The organism is bacterium (genome assembly GCA_024226335.1).
Taxonomy (GTDB): domain Bacteria; phylum Myxococcota_A; class UBA9160; order SZUA-336; family SZUA-336; genus JAAELY01.
Genome location: JAAELY010000488.1, coordinates 41,979 through 68,428, shown reverse-complemented (window position 1 = coordinate 68,428; position 26,450 = coordinate 41,979). Strand labels below are relative to the sequence as shown.

The following is a 26,450-nucleotide window of genomic DNA, read 5'->3' as shown; positions in this document are numbered from 1 at the left end:
TGAGTTAATGATATTGATATCCATTATCAATAACCCCCTGACCCCCAGTCGGCCTGCAAATGATGTGCAGGTAGACGGGGTTGGAGATCTGGAAGTGAACGAGTCGGCACGTGAAGCGGAGCTATTGAAAGCGGATTGGGCGGTTTCTGCGGGTCGCGCGGGAGACTCCTGTCGTTCGCTCTCGCAGTTTGAAGCGGGTTCTCGTGCGCGAATCTGCTCGCATGCGCCTTCTGAGGCGGTCCCGGAGCGCCTGCTCGAACTGGGTTTCGTTCCGGGTACGGAACTGGAAGTGGTGCGACGGGCGCCGTTTGGCGGTCCGGTCGAGGTCGAACTCCGGGGTTATCGCATCTGCCTGCGTCCCTCAGAGCTCCAGAGCCTGTGCGGGGTCGACCAGGTAGGAAGCGCGTGAGCGCACCCGCCTTGTCTGCGCCAGTCGAGCCCCTTCACGTTGCGTTGGTCGGGTCGCCCAATGCCGGCAAGACCACTCTGTTCAACTCCCTGACCGGGTCGCGTGCGAAGGTCGGAAATTACGCGGGTGTGACGGTCGAGCGCCGCGAGGGTGTGTTGCGCGGCTCCGAACGTCCGATCACCTTGCTCGATCTGCCCGGTACCTACAGCCTGCGCGGGGAAACCCCGGACGAACAGGTCGTTTCCCGCGTACTCGACGGGCAATTGGAGTCCGAGTCCCAGCCCGACGCTCTCCTGGTGGTCGCCGACGCCACGACTCTGCGTCGCGGACTGGCGCTGGTGCTCGAGGTGCTCGAGCACTCCAGGCCTACCGCACTCGTGCTGACGATGATCGATGAGGAGCGGGCCCGTGGCGGTCGGCTCGATACGCACCGGCTCTCCAGTCTTCTCGGGATTCCAGTCGTCGGAGTGGTCGGCCATCGCGGCGTCGGCCTGCCGTCGCTACGGCGCCTGCTGGAACAACCAGAAGCGTGGCCTCGCGATGGAGGTCCGCCGAGTTTCGAAAGCGCGACGGAGCGTTTTGCCTGGGTGGATCGCGCGTGCGCAGAAGTGGGGGCCGACGAACTCCGTGCGGACACGCGCAGCGATCGCGTCGATCGTGTCCTCCTCCATCCCGTCTCGGGGATGCTCGTATTTGCGGCCGTCATGGTCGTGCTCTTTCAGAGCATTTTCGCGTGGGCGGGTCCGGCGATGGATGTGATCGACGGGCTGGTCGGCGAGCTTGCCAGCGTATCGCGCGCGAACCTTCCAACCGGCTTTCTCACCGACCTGTGGGTCGACGGGATTGTCGCTGGCGTCGGTTCGGTGGTGATCTTCCTGCCGCAGATCGTCATCCTTTTCACCCTCATCCACTTTCTTCAGGATGTCGGCTATATGGCGCGCGCAGCATTCGTGGTCGACCGGGTCATGGGCTGGGTCGGACTTCAGGGTCGAAGTTTCGTGCCACTGCTTTCCTGCTATGCGTGTGCGGTGCCCGGTATCATGGCTGCGCGCACGATCGCTCAACCGCACGATCGACTTGCGACGATCCTGGTTGCGCCGTTCATGACCTGCTCGGCCCGCTTGCCGGTTTACACACTCTTGATCGCCGCATTCGTTCCCGCCGCGATGCTCGGCCCCGTCGGGCTTCAGGGCATGGTCATGCTCGGTCTGTACTTACTGGGTACGATCACCGCATTGGCGTCGGCGGCGTTGCTCAAATCGAGTGTGTTGCGAGGCCGTCCAGCGACCTTCTACATGGAGTTGCCGCCGTATCGTATTCCGACATTGCGACTGCTTGCACGACAGGTTTTCGATAGCGCCTGGGCGTTCGTTCGTCGCGCGGGTACGATGATCATGGTGGCGTCCATCGTGCTGTGGGCGCTTTTGAACTTTCCCGGTGCGGCTGAAAATCCCTCGCTCAACGAAACCGAACAGGCGCAGGCGCATCTCGATGCGAGCTACGCCGCGCAACTCGGCCGGGGGATCGAACCGGCGATCGCACCGCTGGGATTCGACTGGAAGATCGGCGTCGGCCTGATCGCCAGCCTGGCGGCGCGCGAGGTGATCGTTGCGACGCTGGCTCAGATCTACGCGGTCGGGGATGCGGACGATTTCGACAGTCTGCGCGAAGCGCTCATCCGCGATACGAATCCCAGAACCGGAAAGCCGGTCTTTACCCTGGCTACCGCGTTGTCGTTGATGGTCTTCTTCGTCTTCGCCCTGCAATGCACTTCGACGATCGTCATCATGGCACGGGAGACGGGAGGCTATCGTTGGCCGGCGATCGCCTTCGGTTACATGCTCAGCCTCGCCTGGATTGGCAGCTTCGTGACATATCGCGTCGCAAACGCTTTTCTCTGATGCGTGTCGGTAGCTGATCAAGCGAAGTTTGCGCATCGCGGCGTGATCGAGGGTTTCTACGGGCGACCGTGGTCGCACGCCGATCGCCTCTTTGCGCTCGAGCGCATGGGCCGCGCGGGCATGAACACCTACGTGTACGCGCCCAAAGACGATCCGCTGCATCTAGAGCGCTGGCGCGAACCTTATTCCGAACAGCAGATGGTGGAGTTTGGCGAACTGGTACGCGCCGGCGAACGCTTCGGCGTACGCGTGGGATTCGCGGTTTCGCCCGGGCGTTCGATCACCTACGGCAGCGCGGAAGAGCGGGCTCTGCTGGTCGAGAAGTTCCGCGCTTTCCGGGAACTCGGCAGCACCTTCCTGTCGCTCGCTCTCGACGATGTGCCCAGTGAGTTCAAGCTCGAGGAGGATCGGCGGACTTTCTCGTCGATGGCCGAGGCGCACGCGCTGCTGACCGAGACACTGGCCGAGGCGATGGGGCCCGAGGTCACGCTCTGGCTCGTGCCCATGGACTATATCGGTGTCGAGGCGACGGACTACCTGGCGCTGCTCGGCGAGCGGCTCGCACCCGAGATCGAAATTGGCTGGACGGGTCGAACCGTCGTCAGTCCGGAGATTCGCAGCGACGAGGCCAGTCAGAGCGCGCAGGTCTTGCAGAGAAAGCCATTGATCTGGGACAACGTGCCGGTGAACGACGGCCCGATGCGATCGATGCTGCACCTCGGGCCGTACGTCGCGCGCGATCGCGATCTGTTCCAGCACGCCAGCGGCATTCTGCTCAACCCCATGGAGCAGTCTCATGCGAGCCTGATTAGCGTCCTTACCGCAGCTGAGTATCTGGAGAATCCCGACAGCTACGATCCCGAGGCGGCCTGGTTGCGCGCGATCGAAGCGTCGGGCGCGGGCGCCAGCGGTGCCCTGCATGACTTCGCCCTCGCGCATCGCTTCTCGGCGCAATCACCGGACGATCGCGATGCGGAGATCGAACAGGGACTCGAGCGATTGCTTTCCTGCCCGCCATCCCAGCCGCTTCCAGGCGCCGAGATCGAGTCTTTGCAGGCGATTCTGGCGCGACGCCTCACAGCGAGTCCTGCACTTCGCAGCGATCTAGAGGATCGCAAGCTCGCCGAAGAGCTGGAGCCCTGGCTCGCGTCGCATCTGCGCGAGACCCGGCGCATCGAATCCGCGCTCAATGTGCTGGCGATCCTCGATTCGGACGCGCCGCGAAGTGCGCAGACCTACGCGTTCATGGCCATGCAGGGACGTTTCACGCTAGAGCCTGAAAACGGCAAGATTAGTTACGGACCGCGCCGCGCGATGTATCCGCAACTGAATTCCATGCGCGACGATGCGATGGGCTTCGGGAGCGATCCTGTGCTTTTCAGAGACCGCTGCCTGGCCGATGACTTCGTCGCCTTGGCGGAGAGCCGTGCTCTGGCAGCGCTTGGCGGAGTCTCTCCGAATTCCGGGTAGAGCCACGGCCCCGGATATCTCGTTACTCTTTGGAGCTGTCGATCGGCGCGTGCCGCCGCACTCCCATGGGGCGATCCGAGGGGATGTCGAGCAGGTCGTCGCGCTCCACGAGATACTGTTCGAGCATCGGCTTCAGGATTCGACCGAGGATCTTCACATCGTCCAGCGCATCGTGTCGGCGCAGGCCTTCAATATTGACCTCGTAGTGCTTCAAGAGTTTGCTAGTGCTCCAGCGTTCGGAATTTTCGAGCGCACCCAGAAGATGTGTCGCCATGACGACGGAGTCGAGAATTGGTGGGAGTTCGTCGGGCATCCCGTGCCGCTGAAATTCACTGTGTAGCAGCGGGACATCGAACTCGAATACACTCTGGCCGATCCAGATCTCGCCGCGCTGGGCCGCTTCCATGTGCATGGCCCAGGCTTCGGGAAGTGTCGGCGCGTCCTTCAGCATGTCGAGTGTGATGCCGGTCAGGTCCCGTACGACCTTCGGAATCTCCACGCCTTCGCCCGGGAAGACGAACTGTGTGAACGCACTCTCCTCGACCAGCCGACCGTCTTCGAACAGGATTCCCGCGATCTGCGTCACCCGTTCGCGGTTCGTGTCGAGTCCGGTGGCTTCGAGATCCCAGAGCCAGAGTCGCTTCTTGGAGAAACGTTCCACGAGCAGGTCGGAGACTTCGTAGAGTTCATCGGATACGGCTTCGATCTTTAGCATGGGATGCTTCATGCAGACTCGCTCCGTTTGCGCAGTTCGTCGACGAGCGAAGGTGGTCCCGCGATCATCAGTGGCTGCAGTAGTACGTTTTTCTGGTTGTAGATGCGAACACCCTGGTCGAGTGTGATGAACTTGCCGCCGGCCTCCCGCACCAGCAGATCGCCACCGCACACGTCCCATTCGCTCTTGGGTGCAGCAGAAATCCACATATCGCCGCGAGCCGCGGAGACCAGCGCGAGTTTCAGCGCGACCGAACCCACGGGTTCGATCTCCGCGAACAGGCCCTGGTAGGGATCCATCTGCCCGCGCTTCATCTCCGTTCGGCTCGAGAGCACACGGCATTCGCTCAGTTCCGTGGCTCCGGAGACCTGTACGTGTTGGTCGTTCAGGTGCGCTCCCATCCCGCTCGCTCCCCAGAAGCATTCTTTCGTCAGCGGTTGATAGACGCAGCCTACAACCGGCTCGCCGCGCGCGGCGAGCGCGATCGAGACCGCGAACTGCGGCACGCCCTCGATGAACTCCTTGGTGCCATCCAGTGGATCGATGATCCAGACGCGTTCGGCTTGCAGGCGCTCGGGTGAGTCGCGCGTTTCCTCGGAAAGGACTGCGTCGTCGGGAAAGCACCGACGCAAGACCGCCAGGATGGCCTCGTTTGCCTCCAGGTCGGCCTGGGTCACGGGACTGTCCTCGGCCTTATTCCAGGATCTGCGATCGCCCCGGCTGTGTCGTGCAACCACTTCACCTGCGGCGAGTGCGGCCTCGCGCGCGGCTTCGACCTCGCGTTCGTAGCCCAAGATCAATCCTCGGGGGGCGGGTCGAGTTCGGTGTCATCCCTCTTATTGCCACGCGAACCGCCACCACCCGATCCCTTGCGCAAGTTCGAAGAGCCACTTCTGCGGGTCTTCGAGCGTCGTCTGCGGCGCAGCTTTGGTTCGCATACATCGCAGTGGCCACAGGCCGGGGGTGGTTCACCGTCTTCGAAGTAGCGCCGGATGTGGACCAGTCGGCAGTCTTCCTGGTTGTTGGCGTAGTTGATGATGCTATCTAGCCGGCGACGATCGGTCGTCTTGCGCTCTTCATTGCGGCGCGACAGAAGCTTGACCGCTTCGGTCACGTCGACCTCGCCCACGAGAGAGAACTCGCTGTCTTTCTCCGCCACCAGAGTCGCGTCGCGCAGGCCCTCCAGGATCGCCTTCGTTCGGGTAATGCCGACTTCGGTGGCCATGGCCAGGGTTGCGGCGTCGACCGCTCGCCCGTCCTTGGTCCACGCCGAGAGTCCGTTCACCACCTTCTTGATCTGTGACCGCGAAGCCGGGCCTTCCGAAAGGAAGTGACGTTGAACAGAGATGTCCTCCGCGTCCCAGAGCAGGATGCACCGGGCTGCGAGACCGTCGCGACCCGCACGGCCGGCCTCCTGGACATAGGCTTCCAGCGAGCCGGGCACCTGGTAGTGGATCACATAGCGGATATCGGGTTTGTCGACGCCCAGGCCAAATGCGCTGGTAGCGATCATGACGATTCGCTTGCCGGACGACATGAAGCGTTTGTGGGCGTGATCGCGCTCCGCCTTCGTGAGTCGGCCGTGATAGATCTCGGCCGGGATGCGCGCCAGTTTGCAGAGCGCGCCCAGTTCTTCGACATCCTTGACGGTCGAGCAATACACGATTCCCGGACGCCGCAGACGCCGCAGGTATTGGATCAGTTCGCGCCGTTTCTCGTCTTCGGATTCGCAGGGAGTGACTTCGAAGCGCAGGTTGGGGCGCGCGACCGGGCGCACGATGAGCGCAGGATCCTTTAGGCCGAGGCGTTTGGTGATCTCTTCGCGCACCAGCGGCGGGGCCGTTGCGGTAAGCGCCAGGACCGTAGGACGGCCGAGATCTTCGACCAGCGCACCCAGGGCGAGATAAGCGGGTCGGAAGTCATGGCCCCATTCCGATACGCAATGGGCTTCGTCGACGACCAGCATGGAGATCTCGCGGTCCGCGACGCGCTTCTTGAACGCAGGGCCCGTCGCGCCCTCGGGCGTGATCAGCACGATCTTCTGCTTGCCTTCTTCGAGGAGTGAGAGCGCCTCCTCCTTTTCGGTACCGGTGAGCGAACTGTCGAGGCGTACGGTCTTGATCCCCTGGTCGCGCAGTTTTTCGAACTGATCTCGGATCAAGGCGATCAGCGGAGAAACCACGACCGTGAGACCCGGCAGTAGGAGGCTGGGGAGCTGGTAGGTCAGCGATTTGCCGCCGCCGGTGGGCAGGACGGCTAGCGCATCCCGGTTGTCCAAGACGGCGCGGATGATCTCTTCTTGACCGGGTCGGAAGTGTCGCAGCCCGAACTCGCGGCGCAGCAGGTCGAGCATCTGCTGGAGTCGCGCGTCTGGAACCCCGCCCCCTCCGCGCCGTCTTCGCCGGCGCCTGCGCGGCCGATCTGGACGCCCGCCCTCTCCGGCGTCCGTGCGAGTTTCCGCGGGACGGTGATCCGGAGGGAGATCCGGACGAGGGTTTGCCCTCGGCGGCGTTTCCGTCCGCTCTTCGTGCGCGTCTCCTGGCGCCGCGCTTTCAGCGCTGGCGTCGGCTGCGTTCGCATTGGGCTTATTGCCCGATCCTCGTCGGCGTCGACGACGTCGCCGAGGCCTTCGGGGTCCGCTCGCTTCTGAGCGGCCGTCGTGGTCCGAATCCAGGACACACCTCCGGGAAAGGGGAGCGACCACATTATAAGCGCATTTTGCGCTTCGGGTCCCCCCCATCTTGCGATCTTTCGGATTGTACAGCAAATTGCTGGTCTATGAAAACGAATGAGAAGGCATCTCGGCGCCCACGGGTCACATTTCGGCTCTCTGAAGACCTCGTCGAGGACCTGCGACAGCTTCCGAATCAGACGGCCTTTGTCGAGCGAGTGTTGCGGGAGGTCCTCGGACGCGCCTGTCCGTTGTGCGATGGAACGGGCGAGGTACGCGAAGTCCATCTCGCGGTGTCGAACTTCAAGACCCTTCCGATCGCCCGGCTGGACCGGAAGGCCGCAACTCAGCTAAAAGCTCTGGTGCGCCTGGGGCGTCAGCTCCTCGCCACTGATTTGAAGCTCGAGGTGTCGCGAGACGGAGCGCCCTTGGCGTTCCGACTCGCCCGAGAAAACCAATTGCTTTTGACCGGCCGCATACCGCGAGAAGATCCGGACGTGACGCTCGCCAACTGAGCGCTCGAAAAACCAAGGAGTCCCCTCATGTCGACGATGATTACCGAAGAGTGCATCAACTGTGGTGTCTGCGAGCCCGAGTGCCCGAACGAGGCGATCACCGAAGGTGAAGAAACTTTCGTGATCAATCCCGCTCTTTGCACGGAGTGTGTCGGCTTCCACGGCAAGGAGCAGTGCGCCGAAGTCTGCCCGGTCGACTGCTGCGTCCCCGACCCGAACAACGTCGAAGAAGAAGGGCCCCTGTTCGAGCGCGTCAAGGAGATCCATCCGGATCAGGCCGATGGATTGGAACTCAGCGAAGAGACGTCCCGCTTCCGCGGCGCGGCCTGATCGGCTGCAGAAGAATTCCTGACTCAGTAGACCCGCCTGGTGGGTTTATCGGTGCGCTCGTAGGTGTAGTCTTCGACGACGCCGTCGCGGTCGAACAGGACCGTCAGGCGGTGACGGATGCTGTTCTTGTACTGGACGTTGATCGGGGAAAAGACGGGGCGACCACCAATCAGTATCCCGATCCAGCGCCCGATGCGGCTCAGAGTGCCCGTATCCCGGTTGATCTCCTCGGTGTACTCGTAGATGTAGCGCGACGTGCCGTTTGAGCGCGTTCGCAGCGACGTGGGTTTACCGAAGATCTGCTCGACGTCCGCCTGAGTGCTGCGCTTGGGTTCGATCCGCACCACGCTGTCGGGATCGAAATGACTGCCCGAAGTCGAGCAGGCGAGCGCCGCGCAAAGCAGTAGGGCAGAACTGATTCGGATCGTCACTCGCGTTTACCTTCTCCAGAATTGTTGCAGGAGTTCCGGGACGACCACTCCGGATGGTTCCGGGCGCTCGGCGAAAATGACGCCGCGTTCTTCCTTGCCGGGTTCATGAACGATATCCAATTCGAAGCCCTTGCCTTTCAAGAAGGCCGTGAGAGCGGCGATTCGATTGGACGGCTCTTCTTCGCACCGCTCGTCGTATCTGCCGCAAATCGCCGAGATCTTTCCTAAGACCGTGTCGCTGGTGCCGTACAAGATCTCGCACTCCGCTCCCTCCAGGTCGACTTTGAGCAGATCGCAGTGGTCGATCGAATGATGCGCGAAAATGTCGTCGAGTGTCGTGGCGGCGACCTCGTCGTAGTTCTTCGGGTGGTGCTCGCAAGCCGGGTCGCGGATCGATCCCAGGTGATCGAGAGCTTGGGCATCGGGCCGGTACACGCGCAGCGTTCCCGGTTTTCCAGCGACACCCTGGTTGACTGCGAGCACGTTCGGGAATTCGGCCGTATTGCGCGAGAGCTGCATGAAGTTGTCCGGTGCCGGCTCGTACGAGATCAGTCGTTGGGCCAGCCCGGCGGCTCGACACGCAAACAACCCCACGTTTCCACCGATGTCCAGAATGCAGCGCAGGCCTCCGGGCGGGCGACCGTTCAACCTGTACTCATCCAGCAGGTAGACACGCCGGAACATGCGGAAGTCCTGGCGATTGCCGCGGAGGGAGAGCGAGTGAGCATCGCTCAGTCGTACGTCCAGTGGAGCGCCGGTTCTGCGTTTCTTGCGAAAGCGGACGATCTGCCAGGGATTCTGCGCCAGGCGGCGGAGCCGTCGATAGTCACTGAGATCTCCGAGACGCATGGCGAGAAGCTAGTGGCTGAGCCAGCGCCGCGCAGCCGGTAGGCATCCCGTCGGCAGGTCCGGGTCGATTTCTGGCTGCCGGATCCGAATCTCGCCCCCGGAGGCACTCCCGCGGATGGCGCAAACGCCCGTTCTGGCTCTCGATTTCGAAAACCAATCGCCACTCCGCAACCGCAGGGGCTGCCAGCGGTTTGATTGGATACCGCAGCCCCGAGGGGGGCATCACACGGAGGAAGATTCAGTGATCAAGAACAGCTTGTACGCAGCAGTCATGACGGCCAGCCTGGGTTTCGCATTGAGTCTGACGACTCCCGCGCTCGCCGATGAAGATGCGACCGACCCCCTCGACGATAGGGGCGATCGCATCGAAGAGCGCCTCGATCGAAGAGGCGATCGAATCGATGATCGGCTCGACGCAAAGGGCGATCGCATCAACGATCGGCTCGACGCGAAGTCGGAAGCCGCTGCCGCGGCCGGAAACGACCGCCTGGCCGAGCGCCTCGACAACAAGGGCGATCGCATCGACCGGCGACTCGACCGCAAGGGAAACCGCATCGACCGGCGACTCGACCGCAAAGGCAACCGCATCGACCGGCGACTCGACCGCAAGGCACGTCGCTAGCCCGAATTTCTCACCGTGGCGCGAGCTTTTCCGGTTCGCCAGATCGCGGCGTCTACCCGTCCTGGGCGCACACCCTGTTGAAGTGCTCCATGTCGGGTTGCGCGTCGATCTGGCGCCCGAGTTGGACGAGCGCGCGGAAGCGGCCTCGGAGCGCGCGACAGTCATCGGCAAACAGTCCTAGCGCGCGCGAATATTCCTTGATGGCTTCTTCTGGATCATTTCTTGTCTCGAGCAAGATGTCGCCGCGATTCGAGTGAGCGGAGTAAAGACCCGGTTCCAGAGCAAGCGCACGCCCGTAGTCTTCGAATGCCTTGTCATTCTCTGCGATCCAAGTGTAGGTCTCGCCTCGTCGGTTGTAGGCGAGCGCATGGCTCGGGTCTCGTTCGATCGAGGCGGTGTAGTCTTCGATCGCCTCTTCGTAGTGCTTCAGCATCGTCTTGGCGTCTGCACGGTACTGCCAGAAAAGAGGGTCCGTTGCGCCTTTCTCTATGGCCTTCGTGTAGGACTCGATGGCCTTTTCGTAGTTTCCTGCTTTGTGTTGCGCGATTCCGTCGTTCATCCGTTCCGCGGTGGTCGGGCCGCTCTCGCAGGCGAACACGAGCAACGCGATGGCGAGCCAATACCGTGTGGAAGCTCGAGTTTTCCGGCCGATGCCCATCTACATTGGCTCCCAGCCCAGACCCGTACCTGTGCGCCAGTAGCGCGCGATCGCCAGTCCGTAGATATCCTGCTCCTCGATCAGGCCAAAGAAACGTCCGTCGCGACTATTTCCACGCGCGTCACCCACAACCAGGATCTTGCCCGCTGGGATCATCGTCTTCTCGATGTTGGGCCCACCGCCGTAGGCCAGATTGATTTGCGCCAGATGCTCGCCCAGGTGCTCCACGGACTTCTCTCCCCGATCGATGCGCATCGCCTTCCCGTTGATGCTCAGGTGGCCGTTCTTCAGTTCGACCGTCGAGCCTCCCACGCCCACGATACGTTTGATCAATCGGGTTCCGTCTTCTGGCGAGTCGAAGATCACGACATCGCCCAGTTTCGGTTCTTCGCCCTTGATCAACTCAATCCAAGTGAAGGGAATTCGCAGGCCGTAGGCGCGCTTGTCCACGAAGACGCGATCGCCAGGAACGAGAGTATGTTCCATGGAACCGCTCGGGATCACGTAGTGATCGGCGAGCGACGAGCGTGCGGCGAGTACCAGCAGCGCGAAAGCGGCCGCGGTCATGAGGTCGCGCAACAATCGCGAGGAGCGAGTGGGCTCGCGTGCGCCGTCAGTCTCGAGTTCTGTTTCGTCCATGATCAGAGGATAGATCACGCCAGCCCGGCTTGTCGCCCACCTCGACTCGGGAGCGGCGAGACAGACACCGTTTGACCGGCCTGACCTTCAGTTCCATTCTGCCCGTCATGGCCCTGCCTCGAATCCGGATCATCGGCATACTCAAGCCCGAAAGCTCACCCGCCGAAGATCCAGCGGTGCGCGTTTCCGTATTCATTCGGTTCCTGCTGGCGACGTGTGTGATCGTGAGCGCCTGCGGTCCAGTCGAACCAGAAGACGTGGAGGCGGAGTACTACACGCCCGAGGAGTTTGCCTCGGAAGTCGATACGTGGGCGCTCGATGTTCTGAAAAACTCGCGCTGTGAGTCGGCCAGGGGATGGCTCGCCAAACCCGAGAACATCCTCTTTGAAGGGGATGCCGTGGCCGTGCAGAGGCTGGTCGACGATCTGTACACGGCCGGTGCTGTGAAGCTCTGGTTCACAGGAATCGAAAAGATCGGCAACGCGAACGTCTCGCCAGCGATCGCCGCCGAGATGCCCGACGACCCCAATAGCCGCCGCCAACTACTCTCCCGTGAAGCTGCCTACTGGGGACACGAAGAAGCGAACATCGACGTCGGCCAGCGCTATCTGGGTTTTTCCTTCGATTGAGTCGGGCCCGAGCTGGGCTTGACTCAATCCTGTGTCTGAAGGAGTTCCGCTTTGCCAAAGCTCGTGCCGTCGTGCGGAACGATCAGCAGCGAGCAGTTTGGAACGATGCGAGTCGTACTCCAGTCACGCTCCAGATGGGCCCAGACGCTCCGGGTCGTACCACCGTGGCTTACGATCACGATATCGCCACGGGAATGTTCCCGGGCCAGGCGCAGAACCACGGGCACTGCGCGCGACTGCACCTCGATCAGGGTCTCGCCCGCAGGTGGGCGAAATTCCCAGGGAGGTACGCGGCCGTAACTCTCGGTCTCAAGCATCGCGTCGTACGGTTGTCCGTGCAGATCACCCAGATGTTGTTCGCGGATGTCGTGTTCAGTCGCGACTTCGAGACCGAGAACTCCGCCGATGATCTCCGCGGTCTGCTGCGCACGACGGTACGGGCTGGCAAAAACCCCTATCGGGTCGAAGTCCTCGCGAATCGCTTGTCCTGCGCGAAGAGCCTGGGCGCGTCCAAGTTCGGTCAGGGGGACCTCCGGGGACCGGGTGAAACGGCGCTTGGCGTTTCCTTCGCTCTCTCCGTGACGCACCAGAATCAATCGAGCTTGCCGGGTATCGGATTGCACTTGTCCAGACTCTCATTTCGCGATCTTGCAGCCCGTCGAAGAAGCCTGGCGCCAGCGCGGGTTTTTCGACGGACGGCTAGTGGTTGCTTGGTTCAGTTACTCGGTTCAGCACGGATCGATTCCTGAGGTGCGAGTACGCATTTCGAGCCGAGTGACCGTGCAGATGGCTGCCGGGGCAGAGTATCGAGCCCGGAACGACCGGGCGAGCATAGGCGGACATACAACGGGTACCCTGCCCGAGCATGCCCAATCCCCTCCAACGCCTGCGCGACCGCCTGGATGACGTTCTGAGCGGTCAGGACGAAGCCAAGACCGGTCTGGTCCTGGCGCTGGTGGCTCGCGAGCACGCGTACCTCGAGGGGCCCCCGGGCTGCGGAAAGAGCCTCCTGGCCAGCGCTTTTGCCCACCAAAGTGGGACGATTAGCGCTGCGGTGCGCTTTCACCGGGATTCGGGTCCCGCCGAGTTGCTCGGGGACTCGGTGTTGAGGCGGCTTTCACTGGGTCGTGGGGAGCGCATCCGTAGCGAACTCCTGCCCGGGCCGTTGCTCCGCGCGGAGCTGGCGGTGCTCGACGATCTTTCGCGTGCTCCAGGAGAGGCGCTCGCACCCCTTTTGCGAATCCTCGCCGAGCGCCGTGCACTGGATTGCGAACTTCCATTGGAGTGTGCGATTGCCACCGGGATTCCCGATGCCCAGGATGTGCACGCAGATCCGCTCGAACCGACTCAACTCGATCGCTTCGCCGTCCAGGTGCGCATGCGCGGGCTGGTCGATGCAGGTCGCTGGCAGACGGCCCGCGAAGTCATCGAGCGCGAGTGCCGAGGGAACGGTTCGTTCAATGCCGACCCGGCACTCGACACCCGCGAACGAACTGCGCTGCAGGCTCGCGCCGCAGCGCTCTCACTCGATCTCGCGGTGCGTTCCGGATTGCTCGAGTTCGTGCAAAGGCTTCGCCTGCAGGCGGGGTGCGAGGGAGCGACGCTTCTGACCGATCGCGCCTTCGGGCGGGCGGCGGTCTCGATCTTGCGCGCGCACGCGTTGGTTCGAGGAGCCGATCGCGTCGAAATCCAGGATCTGCGAGCCCTGCGCTATATGCTGGCCCGCCGCATTCCCGAGTCCCTGCTAGGCGTCGTCGATGAGCTGATCGACGAGGTGATTCACGAAGGCGACCGACAAGGCGACCGACAAGGCGCGCCCGCAATATCGCGTCCCGGAGCGACGCCCAGCGATGGAGCGGCGGGTTCCGCCGGGTTTTCCGCACAGGACGAGTCGGCAACGGCGGACACAACACTGGAAGGTTCGGCTGCGACCGTGCGGAAGGGGGGCGATGATGACGCCGCCGAAGTCGAAGTCCTATTGCGTGCGCTCTCCGGGCACTTCGAGCGCGGTGCGGCCGACACCGGTGATGATCCCGGGGGTCAGCCAAGGGGCTATCGACGCATGCGGCGCCTGGACGAGATTCTCGATGCCGATCCCGTCGATGCCGTGCTTCTGCTCGAGGCGCGCTTGCCAGGCCAGCCACGTGTCTACAGGCGGCGTCGCGAGAACGCGGGCGGCACCCTCGCGGTCCTGCGCGATGTTTCCGCATCGATGGAGGGTCGGCTCTCCCGCTGGGCGGGGCAGGTGGTCTGGGGCATGGTGCGCACCTGCGCGAAGCGCGGCATGCGCATGGGCTATATCGAATTCAATCACGATGCCGAACGTTTCAGCGCGGGAGGCCGCTTCTTCCACCGTCGCTATCACAAGCTGCTGGGTTTGGCGGCGAGTCGGCGGGCGGAGGGGCGAACCAACTACGAGGCTCCCCTGCGCTCGGCGCTGGCCGATTTCAGCCGTATCGGCGGACGCAATCGCCACATCGTCCTGCTCACCGATGGCGTGCCGATTCTCGGGGATCCCGAGGTACGCCGAGAACGCGCGCTTGCCCGGGAACTCGGAGTTAGAGTACACACGGTATTCCTCGGACTCGGGGAGTGTCCGCGCGTGCTCGGCGAGATCGCCGCGGAGACCGGAGGTCTTCGCTTCACCGCGCGACCGAGGCCCGGGGGCAAACTCAGCGTTCTGGAAGTTCCGGAAAGAGTGGCAGTCTGATGCGAGAAAAACTCAAGGCGCTCCGCGATCTGCTGGACCAGCACGTGATCGCCCACGATGAGACGAAGTCCGCTCTCCTGCTCGGGCTGGTGTGTCGTGAGCACATCTATCTGGAGGGGCCGCCCGGTACCGCCAAGACGCGCATGGCCGAACTGGCCGCGCGCGGCTCCAGCCTCGGCTTCTTTTTCTATCAACTGCATCGCGATGCACGGCTCGCCGATATGGTCGGCGATGTGGTGCTCGAGCGCAGGCCCGTCGACGACGGGTCTGGTGAGCGCATTCATCAGCGCATCGAACCCGGAGGAATCCTGACCGCGGAGGTCGCCGTACTCGACGACATCTCGCGCGCTCCCGGTGAGGCGCTCAACGTGCTGTTGCGGATCCTCAACGAGCGGCAATTCGGCGACCAGCCGATTCCGCTCTTGACTGCGATCGCGACCAGCAACCCGATGCGCGACGAGTACTACAACGAGCCGCTGGACCCGGCGAATCTCGACCGTTTCGCGATTCAGTTGCGGGTCTGCGGACTGATTCAATCGGGCGACGCCAGTGCCGCCCGTACCCTGATCGACCGATTTGCCGACGGCGCGGTTCAGGAGCAACCGATCGCCCAACCGGTACTTCGACGCGCCGACTTCGATGAACTCTACGAGGCGCTCGGGCGCGTGGAACTACCCGACGCGCTGATCGAGGCCCTGCTCGAATTTCTCCGGCGACTGGTGGTGGACCACTCTTGTGACGAAACCAATTCACTTCTGACGGACCGCAGTTTTCTGGTCAAGGCGGTCAAGCTCTTGCGCGGTCGCGCCTTGCTCGCCGGGCGCGACCGGGTCGAACCCGAAGACCTGCAGGTTCTGGCCTGGATGACGACGTTTCGAGTTCCCGAAGAAGTGCACGAGCGAGTCCCCGAACTGATCGAGTCGATCTCTTCGGGCGGGGCGTAGAGCGAGGCCGGCGTTTCATTGGCTCTTTTCGCGAAGGCGGATGTGCGAATCCCCACCGTCGTGCTCGCGGCAGGCCGCGGCGAGCGCATGCGAGGGGTTGCTCCGCCCGGCGGCAAGCATCTGCTGAAAGTCGACGGCGAAGCGATGCTGACCCGAGTGATCTCGCAACTGGCCCAGAGTCATGCTTGTCGCGTCAGCGTCGTGTTGCGACGAGATGATCTCGACGGTCGACGGCTCGTCGAGCCGTTCGAGGTGGACGTGTTGACCCCCGACCCGGGGGAGACCGGACGCGCTTCATCGGTGCGGGCCGCGATCGCAGGCTTGCGTCCGGATGACGCAGGCGTGCTGATCGCACTTGCGGATCAGCCCTTTTTGCTGGCTCGCGACTTCGATGTGCTGATCGCGGAATTTGCAGTCGGATCCAAAGGCATCATTCGCGCAAGCTATGCCGGACGGCCCGGGAATCCGGTTCTGTTCGCGCGCCGCTACGCCAAGGAGCTACTCGCGCTACGCGCAGGGCAGGGGGGGCGGGATGTGATCCGAGCCCATCCCGAGGATCTGCGCAGCCTCGAACTCGACCCGCAACGCGGTCGCGACCTGGATCGACCTGAAGATCTCTAGTCCGCAGCCCGCTAGCCGCGCCTCGCCTATCAAGCTTCGCCGGCAACCTCGGCCGCGGCGCGCTGTCCGGACCAGTACGCTCCATGTACCGTCTTGGGATCAGTGGGGTCGGTGGCTTCACCCGCGAAGAACAGCCGTCCTTCGACCGGTTGTGCGAGAGCATCGCGCTCGGTCCCATCCGCTCCGGGCAGCAGACGGGAATAGGAACCTCGCGCATACGGATCGGACTTCCAGCGCGTGATTTTGAAGTCGGTGGGATTATTGCGCCGGCCACCGAAGACCTGAGCCAGTTCCGTGGCGACGCGATCGATGATCTGCTTGTCCGTCATCGTCTCGATCTCCAGCGCGCGCTGACCGCCCGCGAGTCCGACGAGTATGGGTTCGTTGGTGTAGCGCTTCAGATTCCAGTAACTCGAACAGAGGCCGCCACAGGTCAAGAAGTAGTCGAGTCGGCTCGGCCAGAGCAGCCGACGGAAGCGCAAGACGATCTTGTTCATGGTTCCGATATCGAGTGTCTCGAGCGCACGCTGGTGTCTCTTTGGCAGCGGTGGGTCGAACTCGATGCCCTGCGCCTTCAGAACGCCGACGGAAACCGTGACGACGACGGCGTCGGCATTCAGTTCTTCATCCCCGGCTCGCACCACCACTCCAGATTCGTCCAATGAGACGCGTGTGACGGGCGTACCCATGCGCACCTCGAGATCGCCGCGCACGGCATCGAGCACACGGCCCATGCCACCGATGACAAATTCCTCTCCCTCCGCGAGCATTCCGCCCACGGGTTCGGTGCGAGACTCGGGTAGTAATGCTGCGATGCCGAGTTCATCGGCGGGAGACGCGTACATGCTCTCGAGCGCTTCACGCAACACACAACGGGTGGCTTCATCTCCGAGTTCATCGGCGCTGCGCTCGATCACGTCGGCGAGCGTGGTTCCCGGTCCGCCCATGCGCAGCAATCGGCGCAAGCGAAGCTGGAAGACGGGCCATGCGGCGCTCTCACTCAGCAGATGGTCGAAATCGTTGGCAAAGAACTTCTTCTTGGAAAGGCTTTCCGAAGACCCACCATGGATGTCGCGAATCCAGGCATTCCGATAGTTGGTGACGTGAACCGGGATCGTCGCGTCTCCTGCGATTTGCTTGAGCGGATTCCCAGGACCGCCGTGCAACCAGGAAGCTCCCAGGTCGATGGGCGTGCCCAGGCCATCGACCGTGCTCACGCGCCCGCCGATGCGATCGCGCGCCTCGAGTATCTCGACCTGATATCCGCGATCGCGGAGTGAACGCGCAGCCGAGATGCCCGCGAAACCGGCGCCGATCACGATGACGCGACCCCCGCCGGGAACCCGGCTCTTCTTGACGCCCCAGCGGGAAAGCGGTGCGGCGCTGAGGCCGAGTCGGGGTGCCACCAGCCCCGTCAGTACCAGGTGATTGAACGATCTTCGCGAAATATCCATGACCGGAGTCTGGGAGATTTTTCCCGACTCTGCCGCTCCGCCGCAGGGGGCTGGCGCAGCTGTCCCACGTTGACGGCGAGAAAGTCGCGGCTACCCTCCGCGCGCCATGGAACGAACACTATCCATCATCAAGCCCGATGCCGTACGTGCCAACCACATCGGAGCAATCCTGGAGATGATCGAGTCCGCAGGTCTCGAGATCATCGCCAGTCGCATGCTCCACCTCAGCCAGAAAGAAGCGGAAGGCTTCTACGAGGTGCACAAGGAGCGACCCTTCTTTGCAGATCTTGTGAAGTTCATGACTTCGGGACCCGTGGTCGTCAGCTGTCTTCAGGGCGATGACGCTATCGCGAGTTACCGCAAGCTGATGGGCGCGACCAATCCCGAAGAAGCGGATGCAGGAACGATTCGCAAGCGTTTTGCGAGCAACATCGAGCAGAACGCATGCCACGGTTCCGATGCGCCAGAAACCGCTGCGGTCGAGATCGCCTACTTCTTCCGCACGATCGATATCGTCAAGTAGACGCGACTCTCTCCGGACACGGCGACTCCGCTGGAGGGATATACTCCGGCCCGACGAAACGTGACGGAGGGCGGAATGTCGGACAAGAAGCGATTCGAACGCGGTCTGGAAAAGTTCAACGAGGTGTACTGCGGCGATCTGCCGGCCCCACCTCCTGGAGCCATGCCGTTTTTCGACGTCATGCTCGAACAGCTTTTCGGCGAGGTCTGGACGCGGTCTGCGCTTTCGCAACGCGATCGACGCCTGGTGACGATGGGTGTGATCGCAGCGCTTGGCGAACGCGAGGCCTGGGCGATCCAGGTGCGCAGCGCGCTCAAGAACGAGGAGCTCAACCCGGAACAGGTGCGGGAGATGGTCATCCACCTGGCGCAATACGCCGGCTATCCGCGTGTTTCGGGTCTGGTGTCCGAGAGTGAGAAGGTGCTGCAGGAGTTCGCCGACTCGAATTCGTAGCCGAGTCCCTGTTTAGCTGAGCTTTTCCGCCAGAGCCGTCGTGCGATCCACGAGTGTTTCGAGGGGAAGCTCGTCGTAGCCAGCCAGCGAGAGTCCGACGCGTCCCTGCCAGGGTTCGGTCCAGGCTTCGGGGATCGCTTTGCCCTGCAATCCCCACAGGGCACCCACGGTCGCGCCGTTGCAGTCGGTATCCAGACCCGCTGCGACCGCGTCTCCGATCGCCGCTCCGAAGTCGTCGGGATGGCTCAACAGAGCCCAGACCACCAGCGCAAGATTGTTCACGGTATGGACCGGGGAGAGCCCGCGATAGCAGTCGCGAATCGTCTCGTGGGCGGACGGGTCGCCCGCGTGTTTGCGACCGAGTTGCACAGCGGCAGCAGTTTCGGATTCGACCGGTACTTCTTCGAGCGCCAGGTCTACGGCCGCCGATAGCGTCGACGAATCCGGTATGGCCGCGCCCAGAGCAGCCACGAATGTGGCGCCGTGGATGCCGTCGCCGCGATGGGAGAGCGCGGCATCGCGTCGAGCCAGATCTGCGGCCAGCGCACTGCGCCCGGGCACGACCCAGCCGTACAGGTCAGCCCGAATCTGCGCGCCGATCCAATCGGAGTAGGGATTGTCGGAGCACTCGGCCAGGTCAAAGCCCGGCTCCGCGCCCTGCGCGAACCACTCATGCGCCCGGTGCATCAGGGTTCGGTAGGCGGCGCGCTCGGCCGTGAAGGTCGCGCCCGCGGGAAGCAGCAACAACCATGTGCGCGCGACGTCCTCGGTCGTCAGTGCCAGACCGTGCTCTTCGAGCATGAGCAGCGCCAAGGTGGTGTAGTTGATGTCATCGTCGGGTTCGCTGCGAGTGATATGTCCGCGGCACGAAGCGAGGCCGATCGAGGCCACGAAGCTGTCCTCGGCGGCCGGTACGTAATCGCGCAATGGAAACGCGTCGTTTCCTTTCAGGTAGGCATCCAGGGCCTCCCATCCCTGCCGCATTGCGAGCAGTTCAACGGGCTTTCCGAGCTGACAACCGGAAATCCGCCCCTGCCAGGCCGAGCGTATGCGATCGCGAAGTGGGGTCATCGAGCTTTCCTCTGTTGTGAGCACCAGTCTGTTCGCCAATTCAACTGCTGTCGCTCAGTCGTTTTTCGAGCCTGCGGATCTCTTTGCGCAACCAGGCGGTTTCCCAGAAGTTCTCACTCTGCGCGAGCAGGGCTCGGTGCGCACTCACGCTCGCCTCTGCGGCGAGGCGGTGTTCGGGATCGGCGGAGAGCGCGATCTCGGCCAGGTGAATCGCCTGAACGGGCATACCGGCTTCCACTCTCCCGTGCGCGGCGCCAGCCACCGCGTCGGGCCCGCCGGCCAGCTCGACGAGTTGCGCGTGTACGCTCGAAGGAGGCGTCGCGTACAGTTCCGTGGTCGATCGCTGATGGAACCAGCCGGAATAGTTCTCCCAGATTGCGCGCACGGACCACGATACCTTGCCGTAACCCTGGCCCACCTCGAGTTCGGCAGGCAGGCTCACTTCCCGCATCGCCGTCCAGACATCCTTTCGTTCATTCATGGCCTGGATCGTCGCGTCGTGCACGTGGAGTACCGCGTCGCGAGTGCGCTCGAGTTCTGCGCGGATGGTCTCGCGACCCACGACCGGGCCGTGATGCCCGACCAGGAGCATTTCCGCTTCGAGTGCCATGACCGTTTCGAGTGTATCGACGTATTTCAGTGCGTCGCGGTAGCGATCCCCCCGCATCGTCACCAGATTCGGGAAGTGTCCGAACAGCGCACCGAACACGTTGCCCGTGAAGCAGATGCCGTGCTGGGGAAGCCAGATCAGCAGTGAGTCCGTCGTCTCGGCGCCTGGGACCGCGATCAACTCGAAGCGCAGGCCTCCGAGTTCGAAGGCGTAGTTCTCATCAACCAGAATGTCCGGTTTCGGTTGGCTCTGTGGGGAGATTGCGGAGCCGTGGTGCTTCTTGACGTACTCATTGGCCTTCGCGATAGCCTCGGCGAAAGCGAAGGCGCTGCGTCGCGCGCGAAAAGCCCCGATGCGCGCGTCGTCGGCCTGTTGTGCGGGGTTGTTGGCCTGGGCGATCAACAGAGTGCCTTCTTCCCTGAAGAAGTCGACGCCACCCACGTGGTCCACATGGCCCTGGGTCAGCAGGATGTAGCGGATCGGTCCGGAGTCGATCGCGTCAAAGACCGCCTTGTGGACGGGCGCCTCGAAACCCATGCCGGTGTTGATCACGACCCGGCCCTCGTCGGTCACGACCTGATAGGCGTTGGAGTTGCCTTCGGAGAGGTAGATGAAATCGTTGATCGGGCCGTTTCGAACGCTCGTCGCTGGCAGCATCTCGAAGGCCGTGGGTCGAGATCGCCAGAGAGGCAAGGGCATGGCGGTACTCCTGCGGATGGACGAAAGCCATCATACGCAGAAGGGACATCGAGAGGGTTCGGGTCGCTGGGACCCGGAGGGGTCAGAGGCTCAGGCGTAGCCGGCGGCGATGACCGTCATGACGATCAGATAGAAGGCGACCATCACCAGGTTTCGCTTCAGGTGGCTCTTTGGCTCGATATCTTGAGCTTGCATCTCTTCCCCTTTCGGAAGTCCCACGACGAACCTGAGTGAAATCGAGTGCAATTCCGGCCAGACCCACCACAACTCGAACCACGATCCGAGCGATCGAGTTCAACCCGTATACACAACATCGGGCGCGGTTGTCTGCCGGTCTGTGACAACCATCACTCCTCGGCAGAGAAGAGGCGATCCAGGTGGTCTGCACCGCGATTCGTCACCCACCAGAAATAGGGAAAGAACTGGTAGTGGCCCGATGGAATACGGATCCAGGTCGGCTGGCCCAGGGCTTTCCAGAGCTGCTCCGCTCGCGCGGGATGGATCACCCGATCGAAGCGCCCGGATGCCATCAAGAGCTTGTCCCGGTCGAGCATTCCCGCATAGCCCAGTGGTTCCACATCCACGGCCAGGGGGCGAATCGTCGCGACGAAGCTCTCGCGATCGACCATATCCAGCTTCTCGATCAACCGGTCGCGGAAGACCCGTACGGGTACCTCGGTGGAGTCGTAGAGGATCTCGGCAAGGCTGCCGCCGGTCAGTACGTAGAAGCCACCGCGAATGCGCGGGTCTACCGCCGTCAGCAGAAGGGCCTGAATCGATCCCAGGCTCACCCCGGCCGCTGCGATCCGCCCGGAATCGACCTGAGGATGGCTGGCGGCCCAATCGAGCAGGCGCCGCGCGTCCAGTACCGCGCCCCGAAGTGCTTCAGCGACCAGAGTCGGATCGCTCGAGGTCTCCAGCGGGAGGGCCCGCCGCTCGATGCGCGCGACGGCATAGCCTCGGTTCACCAGCGCCTTGGCCAGACCTTCAGAGACGACATGGGAACCCTCGAGGATCGGAAAAACGATGACCAGAGGGTGTCGACCTTCGCCCGGAGGCAGCAGAAAGTGCCCGATGACCGGTTCTCCCGTGCTTCCGGGGTAATCGACCCGGAAGGAACCGTAGCCCTTGCGGTGGAAGAACGTGTACAGGCGGAGCGCGATGTTCGAACCGACCGTTATGGGCTCGGGTGAGACTTGCGCCAGGCTCAGATCGAGGGGTTCGTGTTGCAGGGCCGCGGGGTCCCCGGCGGGGCTGACCGGTGATAGGGCTGCGGACGCGGGCGAGTAGGTGGTGGTACAGCCGCTGCCGAGCAGGCCGAGGGAGCACACGCTCAAAAGAAAAAGGGCGCGGAGCCCGGTCGACAGACCGCGCCCCGCGCCCCGTTCATTCGGAACAGTACGGATCAGCCGGCGACTTCCTCGGACTCGCCGCGACGTCTGATGAACGCAGGGACGTCGAACTCCTCTTCGAACGGCGACAGGAAGTCCGGTTCCGACCCGACGGCTGATTGGGTCGTTTCGGCCAGTTCTTCGGCGTTCTCCGGCTCCCGGGCCTGTTGCTGTGGGTGCAGTTCGGTCACATTGCTGGGCCGATCGGCCGCGCGGCTCCTGGCGCGCCTGTCTGAAAGGCCGGTGGCGATGACGGTCACGCATACCTCGTCCTTCATCTCGTCCTGAACCACAGAACCGAAGATGATGTTGGCATCGTCCGCTGCTTCCTCTCGCACAAGCGACATGGCCTCGTTGACCTCGTGCAGGGTCATGTCGGGACCGCCGGTCACGTTGATCAGAACGCCATGCGCGCCCTTGATGTTCACGTCTTCCAGCAGCGGGTTCGATATGGCGGCCTGGGCGGCGATCACTGCCCGGTTCTCCCCGGTCCCGCGTCCCGTGCCCATCAGGGCCATGCCCATCTCGTTCATGATCGTGCGCACGTCCGCGAAGTCGAGGTTGATCATCCCGTGCACCGTGATCAGGTCGGAAATCCCCTGGACCGCGTTGAGCAACACATCATCTGCCATACGGAAGGCATCGGTCATGGCGGTCCCCTTGCCGGCCATGGCCAGGAGACGGTCGTTCGGGATGGTGATCAGCGTGTCGACCACATCGTGTAGCGCGTCGGCGCCCGTTTCGGCCTGGCGTCCGCGCACGGCACCTTCGAAGAGGAAGGGCTTGGTCACGACGGCTACGGTCAGCGCTTCCAGCTCCTTCGCGATCTCGGCGATGATCGGTGCGGCACCGGTGCCGGTCCCGCCGCCCATCCCGGCGGTGACGAACACCATGTCGGCACCCTCCAGTTCCTCGCGCAGTCGATCGCGCGATTCTTCGGCGGCCATGCGGCCGATGCCCGGGTTGGCGCCAGCTCCCAGGCCGCGATCACCCAGATGGATCTTCGTCGAAGCCAGGTTCTGGTCGAGTGCCTGGGCATCGGTATTTGCGACGACGAAGTCGACGCCTCCCAGGTTGGCTCGGATCATCGTGTTGATTGCGTTGCCTCCGGCACCGCCGACACCGACGACCTTGATCTTCGCGTGGAGCTCCTCGTCCTGCTCGAATTCGATCATGGAATCCCCCCCAAAAACGCACGGACGACGACCGCGCGTAGATTACTGAGGGCCGTAACCGGGGGGGACCGGCTCGAACCTCTCACCACATATGTTTAGCTCATCTCTCCGTAAAACCACTCACGCATTCGTGCACGAACCTTGCGAAAAACTGCACCTTCGTACACACGGAAGCGTGGACGGTGGCCTCGTTTGGCTCCGAAAAGCGCCAGGCCCACCCCAGTCGCGTATTCTGGCCCTTGAACGCGATCGGCCAATCCACCGATGCCGGTCGGAATACCGCGGCGAACCGGCAGCTCGAAGACTTCTTCTGCGAGGTCGGGCAGGCCTTCGAGTGCGCTACTGCCGCCCGTCACGACGATTCCCGAAGGACAGCGGTTCAGGAACGAGGTGCGCTCCAGCTCATCGCGCACCAGGGTCAGGATTTCCTCGACGCGCGGCTCCAGAAATTCCGCCAGCATCTTGCGACTTACATCGCGGGGCGCTCGTCCGCCGACACTCGGTACGGTGAGCAGTTCGTCGTGCGGCAGATAACGGGCTGCCGCGCAGCCGAAGCGCCGCTTGATCTGCTCGGCCTGGTCGAAGGGCGTACGCAGTCCCACGGCCGCGTCGTTGGTCAGGTGGTAGCCGCCCAGACTGAGAACGGCCGAATGCTTGATGGAACCGTTCTGGAAAACCGCCAGGTCGGTCGTTCCGCCACCCATATCGACCAGCGCGACCCCGAGTTCGGTTTCATCTGGAACCAGGACCGCTTCGCTCGAAGCCAGCGGCTCCAGCACGATGTCGATCACGTTGAGTCCGGCCTTGTTGCAGCACTTGATCACATTCTGGGCGGAAGTCACCGCAGCCGTGACGATGTGGACGTTGGCAATCAGACGCACGCCCGACATTCCCAGCGGGTGTTTGATGCCGTCCTGGCCATCGATCTCGTATTCCTGGGGAATCACGTGGATGACCTCGCGATCCGCCGGGATCGCGATCGCCTGGGCCTGCTCAATCACCCGTTTGATGTCGGTCGCTTTGACCTCGCGATTCTTGATCGCCACCATGCCGATCTCGTTATGGGCTTCGATATGCCCGCCCGCGATGCCCGCGTAGACCGCGTTGATTTCGCAACCGGCCATCAGTTCGGCCTCGTCTACGGCTTTGCGGATCGAGTCGACCGTTGCGTCGATGTCGATGACCACTCCCTTGCGCATTCCAACCGATGGATGGGTGCCGATCCCGATCACGTCCAGGCCGTTTTCTTTCGCTTCTGCGATCACCGCACAGATCTTGGTCGTGCCCACATCCAGACCCACAATCAGCTCATCGTTTCGAGCCATAGCTCAGTCCCCCCTCTTGACCGACAATCTGCGCAGCACCGCACTCCCCGGGAATCTCAGATCGATCTCTTTCGCGCCGTAGCCGTCGATCAGACCACTGCGTTGGATCTGCTGCCAGCTCGCGAGTGACACCATCGGATCTCTGCCCACGTGTACCAGCGCCAACGGGCTGCGCGACACGAAGTGCACGTCGTTGTCCTTCTGGGCATCGATGGATTCAATCTCGGTACCGAGTTTCTCCGCCGCATCCAAGAGCAAAAGCGCTCGCGAAGCCGTACCCCGGATACGCGGAATCCCAACCGCCTCGGACTCGGCGATCGCGAAACGCTCGCCCTGAGCATCGATTCCCTGAAGCGTCTCGGCGTCGACCGCGACCGGAACGCGTTCTCGCACGCCGATGATCAATCGGTTCGGGGGAAGTCGGACGGCGTCGCAGCGCGCTACCCTCGGGTGCTGCTTGATCTGCTGCTCGATCGAGTCCAGATCCAGATCGATCATGGCCGTACCCGTCTCGATACCGGTCTGCCCCCAGAGGGATTCGGCCTCGAGCGCAGAAAGACCTACGAAATCCACGTGTCGCAGCCGGAGAGCCGGCTGACGCAGCTGCGTGGCCCAGTGCTCTGGGTCGAATCCTCCCAGATTCGCGGCGATCGCGATACCCGCGCCCAGCGCGATTCCCAGGCTGCCGACCCCGAGCAGAGTGAGTTTCGAGCGGCGGCCTTTGGGTTTCTGGGCGCGTTGTTTGTCCTTCTTCACGCTTCCTCTCCAATAATGCAGACCTCGGGCTCGAGTTCGATGCCGAACTGGCCCGCGACCTCTTCGCGCGCGCGCTCGAGCAACGCCAGCACGTCGGAAGCCGTCGCGTCCCCCCGATTCACGATGAAGTTCGCGTGAATCGTGGAGATCTGGGCGCCGCCGTGTCGTGCGCCCTTCAGCCCGGCGGCTTCGATCAACCGGCCGGACGAGTCTCCAGATGGGTTCTTGAAGACCGAGCCGCACGATCGCTGGTCGACTGGCTGGGTCTCGCGCCGACTCTCGAGCAACTCGCGTGTGATCTGCTGAATGACCTCGGCGTCGCCCGGTTCGATCTCGAAGCTGGCGGCCGCGACGATCTCGCTTCGGGGGAGTTCCGTGCGCCGATAGCTGAATGACAGGGCTTCGCGCTCCCGCACTTCGACCCCGCCCGTCTCGGGATCGACGACCTCGATTCGGGCCACGACGTCTGCCATTTCCCGTTCGCGGGTACCTGCGTTCATCGCGATCCATCCCCCCACGGTTCCCGGTATGCTTGCGGCGAATTCGAGGCCGGTGAGCGCCTGGTCCGCACAGAAGCGCGAGATACTCGAGTGCGAGGTTCCGGCCCCCGCGTGGAGTACGCCGTCGCGATACTCGATCTGGCGCAATCCCTGTAGACGAAGAACCAGTCCTCGGTATCCGGAATCTCGCACCAGTGTGTTGAAACCGCCGCCGAGTACGAGCGGGTCGAGCTGATACTCCCGACAGACTTCGAGTACGCGTTCCAGTCTGTCGCGGTCATCAATGCGAGCGAGTGCATCGGCAGGGCCTCCCACCCGCAACGAGGTGTGCTTTGCCAGCGGCTCGTCGAAGGCCACCTGCTTGCCGAGCACATCGCCC

The 26,450-nt window shown here is 63.0% G+C and carries 28 protein-coding genes; 12 read left to right on the top strand and 16 right to left on the bottom strand.

Annotation, left to right across the window (positions count from 1 at the left end; all coding sequences use genetic code 11):
• Positions 1-7 precede the first annotated feature (7 nt).
• From GY725_23355 to GY725_23345, 3 genes are read left to right on the top strand one after another with little or no spacing between them, the layout of a single operon-like run.
• Positions 8-409, top strand: a complete 402-nt coding sequence (locus tag GY725_23355; GenBank protein MCP4007130.1) for a ferrous iron transport protein A — start codon at positions 8-10, stop codon at positions 407-409.
• Positions 406-2,310, top strand: coding sequence for a ferrous iron transporter B (locus GY725_23350; GenBank protein MCP4007129.1), 1,905 nt, complete (start codon positions 406-408; stop codon positions 2,308-2,310). Before GY725_23355 ends, GY725_23350 begins: the two co-directional genes overlap by 4 nt.
• Positions 2,311-2,313: 3 nt before the next feature.
• Positions 2,314-3,780 carry a hypothetical protein gene (locus tag GY725_23345; GenBank protein MCP4007128.1) on the top strand — a complete coding sequence of 489 codons (1,467 nt, stop codon included), beginning with the start codon at positions 2,314-2,316 and terminating at the stop codon, positions 3,778-3,780.
• Between the two features lie 22 nt (positions 3,781-3,802).
• Here the strand turns inward: GY725_23345 and GY725_23340 are convergent, their stop codons facing one another.
• The 3 genes from GY725_23340 to GY725_23330 are packed head-to-tail and all read right to left on the bottom strand — an operon-like array spanning position 3,803 to position 6,848.
• Positions 3,803-4,507 carry a 3'-5' exonuclease gene (locus GY725_23340; GenBank protein ID MCP4007127.1) on the bottom strand — a complete coding sequence of 235 codons (705 nt, stop codon included), beginning with the start codon at positions 4,505-4,507 and terminating at the stop codon, positions 3,803-3,805.
• Positions 4,504-5,289, bottom strand: a complete 786-nt coding sequence (locus tag GY725_23335; protein ID MCP4007126.1) for a 3'(2'),5'-bisphosphate nucleotidase CysQ — start codon at positions 5,287-5,289, stop codon at positions 4,504-4,506. Before GY725_23335 ends, GY725_23340 begins: the two co-directional genes overlap by 4 nt.
• A 2-nt stretch (positions 5,290-5,291) precedes the next feature.
• On the bottom strand, positions 5,292-6,848 hold the full coding sequence (locus tag GY725_23330; protein ID MCP4007125.1) for an ATP-dependent DNA helicase RecQ: 1,557 nt from the start codon (positions 6,846-6,848) through the stop codon (positions 5,292-5,294).
• 425 nt (positions 6,849-7,273) lie between these two features.
• Between GY725_23330 and GY725_23325 the strand changes: the two genes are divergently transcribed.
• Together GY725_23325 and GY725_23320 are read left to right on the top strand one after the other, a co-directional pair.
• Positions 7,274-7,681: a hypothetical protein gene (locus GY725_23325; protein MCP4007124.1), complete on the top strand. Its 408-nt coding sequence runs from the start codon at positions 7,274-7,276 to the stop codon at positions 7,679-7,681.
• Between the two features lie 27 nt (positions 7,682-7,708).
• The gene (locus tag GY725_23320; GenBank protein MCP4007123.1) at positions 7,709-8,011 is read left to right on the top strand and encodes a YfhL family 4Fe-4S dicluster ferredoxin; all 303 of its coding nucleotides are present in this window, start codon (positions 7,709-7,711) and stop codon (positions 8,009-8,011) included.
• Between the two features lie 23 nt (positions 8,012-8,034).
• Here the strand turns inward: GY725_23320 and bamE are convergent, their stop codons facing one another.
• Positions 8,035-8,442, bottom strand: coding sequence for an outer membrane protein assembly factor BamE (gene bamE / locus GY725_23315; GenBank protein ID MCP4007122.1), 408 nt, complete (start codon positions 8,440-8,442; stop codon positions 8,035-8,037).
• 6 nt (positions 8,443-8,448) lie between these two features.
• Complete coding sequence (locus tag GY725_23310; GenBank protein MCP4007121.1) at positions 8,449-9,291, bottom strand: FkbM family methyltransferase; 843 nt, start codon at positions 9,289-9,291, stop codon at positions 8,449-8,451.
• Positions 9,292-9,562: 271 nt separating this feature from the next.
• On the opposite strand from GY725_23310, the gene GY725_23305 reads away from it, so the two are divergent.
• Positions 9,563-9,913: a hypothetical protein gene (locus tag GY725_23305; protein ID MCP4007120.1), complete on the top strand. Its 351-nt coding sequence runs from the start codon at positions 9,563-9,565 to the stop codon at positions 9,911-9,913.
• Positions 9,914-9,965: 52 nt separating this feature from the next.
• Here GY725_23305 and GY725_23300 read toward each other — a convergent pair whose 3' ends face one another.
• Complete coding sequence (locus tag GY725_23300) at positions 9,966-10,571, bottom strand: tetratricopeptide repeat protein (GenBank protein ID MCP4007119.1); 606 nt, start codon at positions 10,569-10,571, stop codon at positions 9,966-9,968.
• A complete protein-coding gene (gene lepB / locus GY725_23295) occupies positions 10,572-11,210 on the bottom strand; it encodes a signal peptidase I (protein MCP4007118.1) in 639 nt (212 codons plus the stop codon).
• Positions 11,211-11,281: 71 nt separating this feature from the next.
• Between lepB and GY725_23290 the strand changes: the two genes are divergently transcribed.
• A complete protein-coding gene (locus tag GY725_23290; GenBank protein ID MCP4007117.1) occupies positions 11,282-11,839 on the top strand; it encodes a hypothetical protein in 558 nt (185 codons plus the stop codon).
• A gap of 23 nt (positions 11,840-11,862) precedes the next feature.
• Here GY725_23290 and GY725_23285 read toward each other — a convergent pair whose 3' ends face one another.
• Positions 11,863-12,462, bottom strand: coding sequence for a histidine phosphatase family protein (locus tag GY725_23285; protein ID MCP4007116.1), 600 nt, complete (start codon positions 12,460-12,462; stop codon positions 11,863-11,865).
• Between the two features lie 242 nt (positions 12,463-12,704).
• On the opposite strand from GY725_23285, the gene GY725_23280 reads away from it, so the two are divergent.
• The 3 genes from GY725_23280 to GY725_23270 are packed head-to-tail and all read left to right on the top strand — an operon-like array spanning position 12,705 to position 16,114.
• Complete coding sequence (locus GY725_23280; protein ID MCP4007115.1) at positions 12,705-14,549, top strand: AAA domain-containing protein; 1,845 nt, start codon at positions 12,705-12,707, stop codon at positions 14,547-14,549.
• Complete coding sequence (locus GY725_23275) at positions 14,549-15,493, top strand: MoxR family ATPase (protein ID MCP4007114.1); 945 nt, start codon at positions 14,549-14,551, stop codon at positions 15,491-15,493. The genes GY725_23280 and GY725_23275 overlap by 1 nt, the downstream gene beginning before the upstream one ends.
• 42 nt (positions 15,494-15,535) lie before the next feature.
• Positions 15,536-16,114 (top strand): nucleotidyltransferase family protein, encoded by a 579-nt coding sequence (locus tag GY725_23270; GenBank protein ID MCP4007113.1) that lies wholly within the window; start codon positions 15,536-15,538, stop codon positions 16,112-16,114.
• Positions 16,115-16,143: 29 nt separating this feature from the next.
• Here the strand turns inward: GY725_23270 and GY725_23265 are convergent, their stop codons facing one another.
• Positions 16,144-17,568, bottom strand: coding sequence for an NAD(P)-binding protein (locus GY725_23265; protein MCP4007112.1), 1,425 nt, complete (start codon positions 17,566-17,568; stop codon positions 16,144-16,146).
• A gap of 106 nt (positions 17,569-17,674) precedes the next feature.
• Here GY725_23265 and ndk point away from each other — a divergent pair, with 106 nt between their 5' ends.
• Both ndk and GY725_23255 read left to right on the top strand, forming a co-directional pair.
• Positions 17,675-18,091: a nucleoside-diphosphate kinase gene (gene ndk, locus GY725_23260; GenBank protein MCP4007111.1), complete on the top strand. Its 417-nt coding sequence runs from the start codon at positions 17,675-17,677 to the stop codon at positions 18,089-18,091.
• A 75-nt stretch (positions 18,092-18,166) separates the two neighbouring features.
• Positions 18,167-18,544, top strand: a complete 378-nt coding sequence (locus GY725_23255) for a carboxymuconolactone decarboxylase family protein (GenBank protein MCP4007110.1) — start codon at positions 18,167-18,169, stop codon at positions 18,542-18,544.
• Between the two features lie 12 nt (positions 18,545-18,556).
• On the opposite strand, the gene GY725_23250 is transcribed toward GY725_23255, so the two are convergent.
• The 7 genes from GY725_23250 to murB all read right to left on the bottom strand — a co-directional run bounded on the left by GY725_23250 (position 18,557) and on the right by murB (position 26,443).
• Positions 18,557-19,615, bottom strand: coding sequence for an ADP-ribosylglycohydrolase family protein (locus tag GY725_23250; protein MCP4007109.1), 1,059 nt, complete (start codon positions 19,613-19,615; stop codon positions 18,557-18,559).
• Positions 19,616-19,655: 40 nt separating this feature from the next.
• Entirely contained in the window at positions 19,656-20,924 is a 1,269-nt protein-coding gene (locus tag GY725_23245; GenBank protein MCP4007108.1) for an MBL fold metallo-hydrolase, read from the bottom strand.
• 347 nt (positions 20,925-21,271) lie between these two features.
• Positions 21,272-22,261 carry a hypothetical protein gene (locus GY725_23240; protein ID MCP4007107.1) on the bottom strand — a complete coding sequence of 330 codons (990 nt, stop codon included), beginning with the start codon at positions 22,259-22,261 and terminating at the stop codon, positions 21,272-21,274.
• Positions 22,262-22,329: 68 nt separating this feature from the next.
• Positions 22,330-23,490: a cell division protein FtsZ gene (gene ftsZ, locus GY725_23235; GenBank protein MCP4007106.1), complete on the bottom strand. Its 1,161-nt coding sequence runs from the start codon at positions 23,488-23,490 to the stop codon at positions 22,330-22,332.
• A gap of 95 nt (positions 23,491-23,585) precedes the next feature.
• Complete coding sequence (gene ftsA / locus GY725_23230; GenBank protein MCP4007105.1) at positions 23,586-24,815, bottom strand: cell division protein FtsA; 1,230 nt, start codon at positions 24,813-24,815, stop codon at positions 23,586-23,588.
• 3 nt (positions 24,816-24,818) lie between these two features.
• Positions 24,819-25,571, bottom strand: coding sequence for an FtsQ-type POTRA domain-containing protein (locus tag GY725_23225; protein MCP4007104.1), 753 nt, complete (start codon positions 25,569-25,571; stop codon positions 24,819-24,821).
• The gene (murB, locus tag GY725_23220) at positions 25,568-26,443 is read right to left on the bottom strand and encodes a UDP-N-acetylmuramate dehydrogenase (protein MCP4007103.1); all 876 of its coding nucleotides are present in this window, start codon (positions 26,441-26,443) and stop codon (positions 25,568-25,570) included. The genes GY725_23225 and murB overlap by 4 nt, the downstream gene beginning before the upstream one ends.
• Positions 26,444-26,450: the final 7 nt, after the last annotated feature.

Coding starts and splice junctions, on each gene's coding strand:
- lepB (MCP4007118.1), bottom strand. CDS start 11,210: ATGGACGAAACAGAACTCGAGACTGACGGCGCACGCGAGCCCACTCGC.
- ftsZ (MCP4007106.1), bottom strand. CDS start 23,490: ATGATCGAATTCGAGCAGGACGAGGAGCTCCACGCGAAGATCAAGGTC.
- GY725_23340 (MCP4007127.1), bottom strand. CDS start 4,507: ATGAAGCATCCCATGCTAAAGATCGAAGCCGTATCCGATGAACTCTAC.
- GY725_23245 (MCP4007108.1), bottom strand. CDS start 20,924: ATGCCCTTGCCTCTCTGGCGATCTCGACCCACGGCCTTCGAGATGCTG.
- GY725_23355 (MCP4007130.1), top strand. CDS start 8: ATGATATTGATATCCATTATCAATAACCCCCTGACCCCCAGTCGGCCT.
- GY725_23250 (MCP4007109.1), bottom strand. CDS start 19,615: ATGACCCCACTTCGCGATCGCATACGCTCGGCCTGGCAGGGGCGGATT.
- GY725_23275 (MCP4007114.1), top strand. CDS start 14,549: ATGCGAGAAAAACTCAAGGCGCTCCGCGATCTGCTGGACCAGCACGTG.
- ndk (MCP4007111.1), top strand. CDS start 17,675: ATGGAACGAACACTATCCATCATCAAGCCCGATGCCGTACGTGCCAAC.
- GY725_23300 (MCP4007119.1), bottom strand. CDS start 10,571: ATGGGCATCGGCCGGAAAACTCGAGCTTCCACACGGTATTGGCTCGCC.
- GY725_23280 (MCP4007115.1), top strand. CDS start 12,705: ATGCCCAATCCCCTCCAACGCCTGCGCGACCGCCTGGATGACGTTCTG.
- GY725_23325 (MCP4007124.1), top strand. CDS start 7,274: ATGAAAACGAATGAGAAGGCATCTCGGCGCCCACGGGTCACATTTCGG.
- GY725_23310 (MCP4007121.1), bottom strand. CDS start 9,291: ATGCGTCTCGGAGATCTCAGTGACTATCGACGGCTCCGCCGCCTGGCG.
- GY725_23265 (MCP4007112.1), bottom strand. CDS start 17,568: ATGGATATTTCGCGAAGATCGTTCAATCACCTGGTACTGACGGGGCTG.
- ftsA (MCP4007105.1), bottom strand. CDS start 24,815: ATGGCTCGAAACGATGAGCTGATTGTGGGTCTGGATGTGGGCACGACC.
- GY725_23330 (MCP4007125.1), bottom strand. CDS start 6,848: ATGCTCGACCTGCTGCGCCGCGAGTTCGGGCTGCGACACTTCCGACCC.
- GY725_23320 (MCP4007123.1), top strand. CDS start 7,709: ATGTCGACGATGATTACCGAAGAGTGCATCAACTGTGGTGTCTGCGAG.
- GY725_23255 (MCP4007110.1), top strand. CDS start 18,167: ATGTCGGACAAGAAGCGATTCGAACGCGGTCTGGAAAAGTTCAACGAG.
- GY725_23305 (MCP4007120.1), top strand. CDS start 9,563: ATGACGGCCAGCCTGGGTTTCGCATTGAGTCTGACGACTCCCGCGCTC.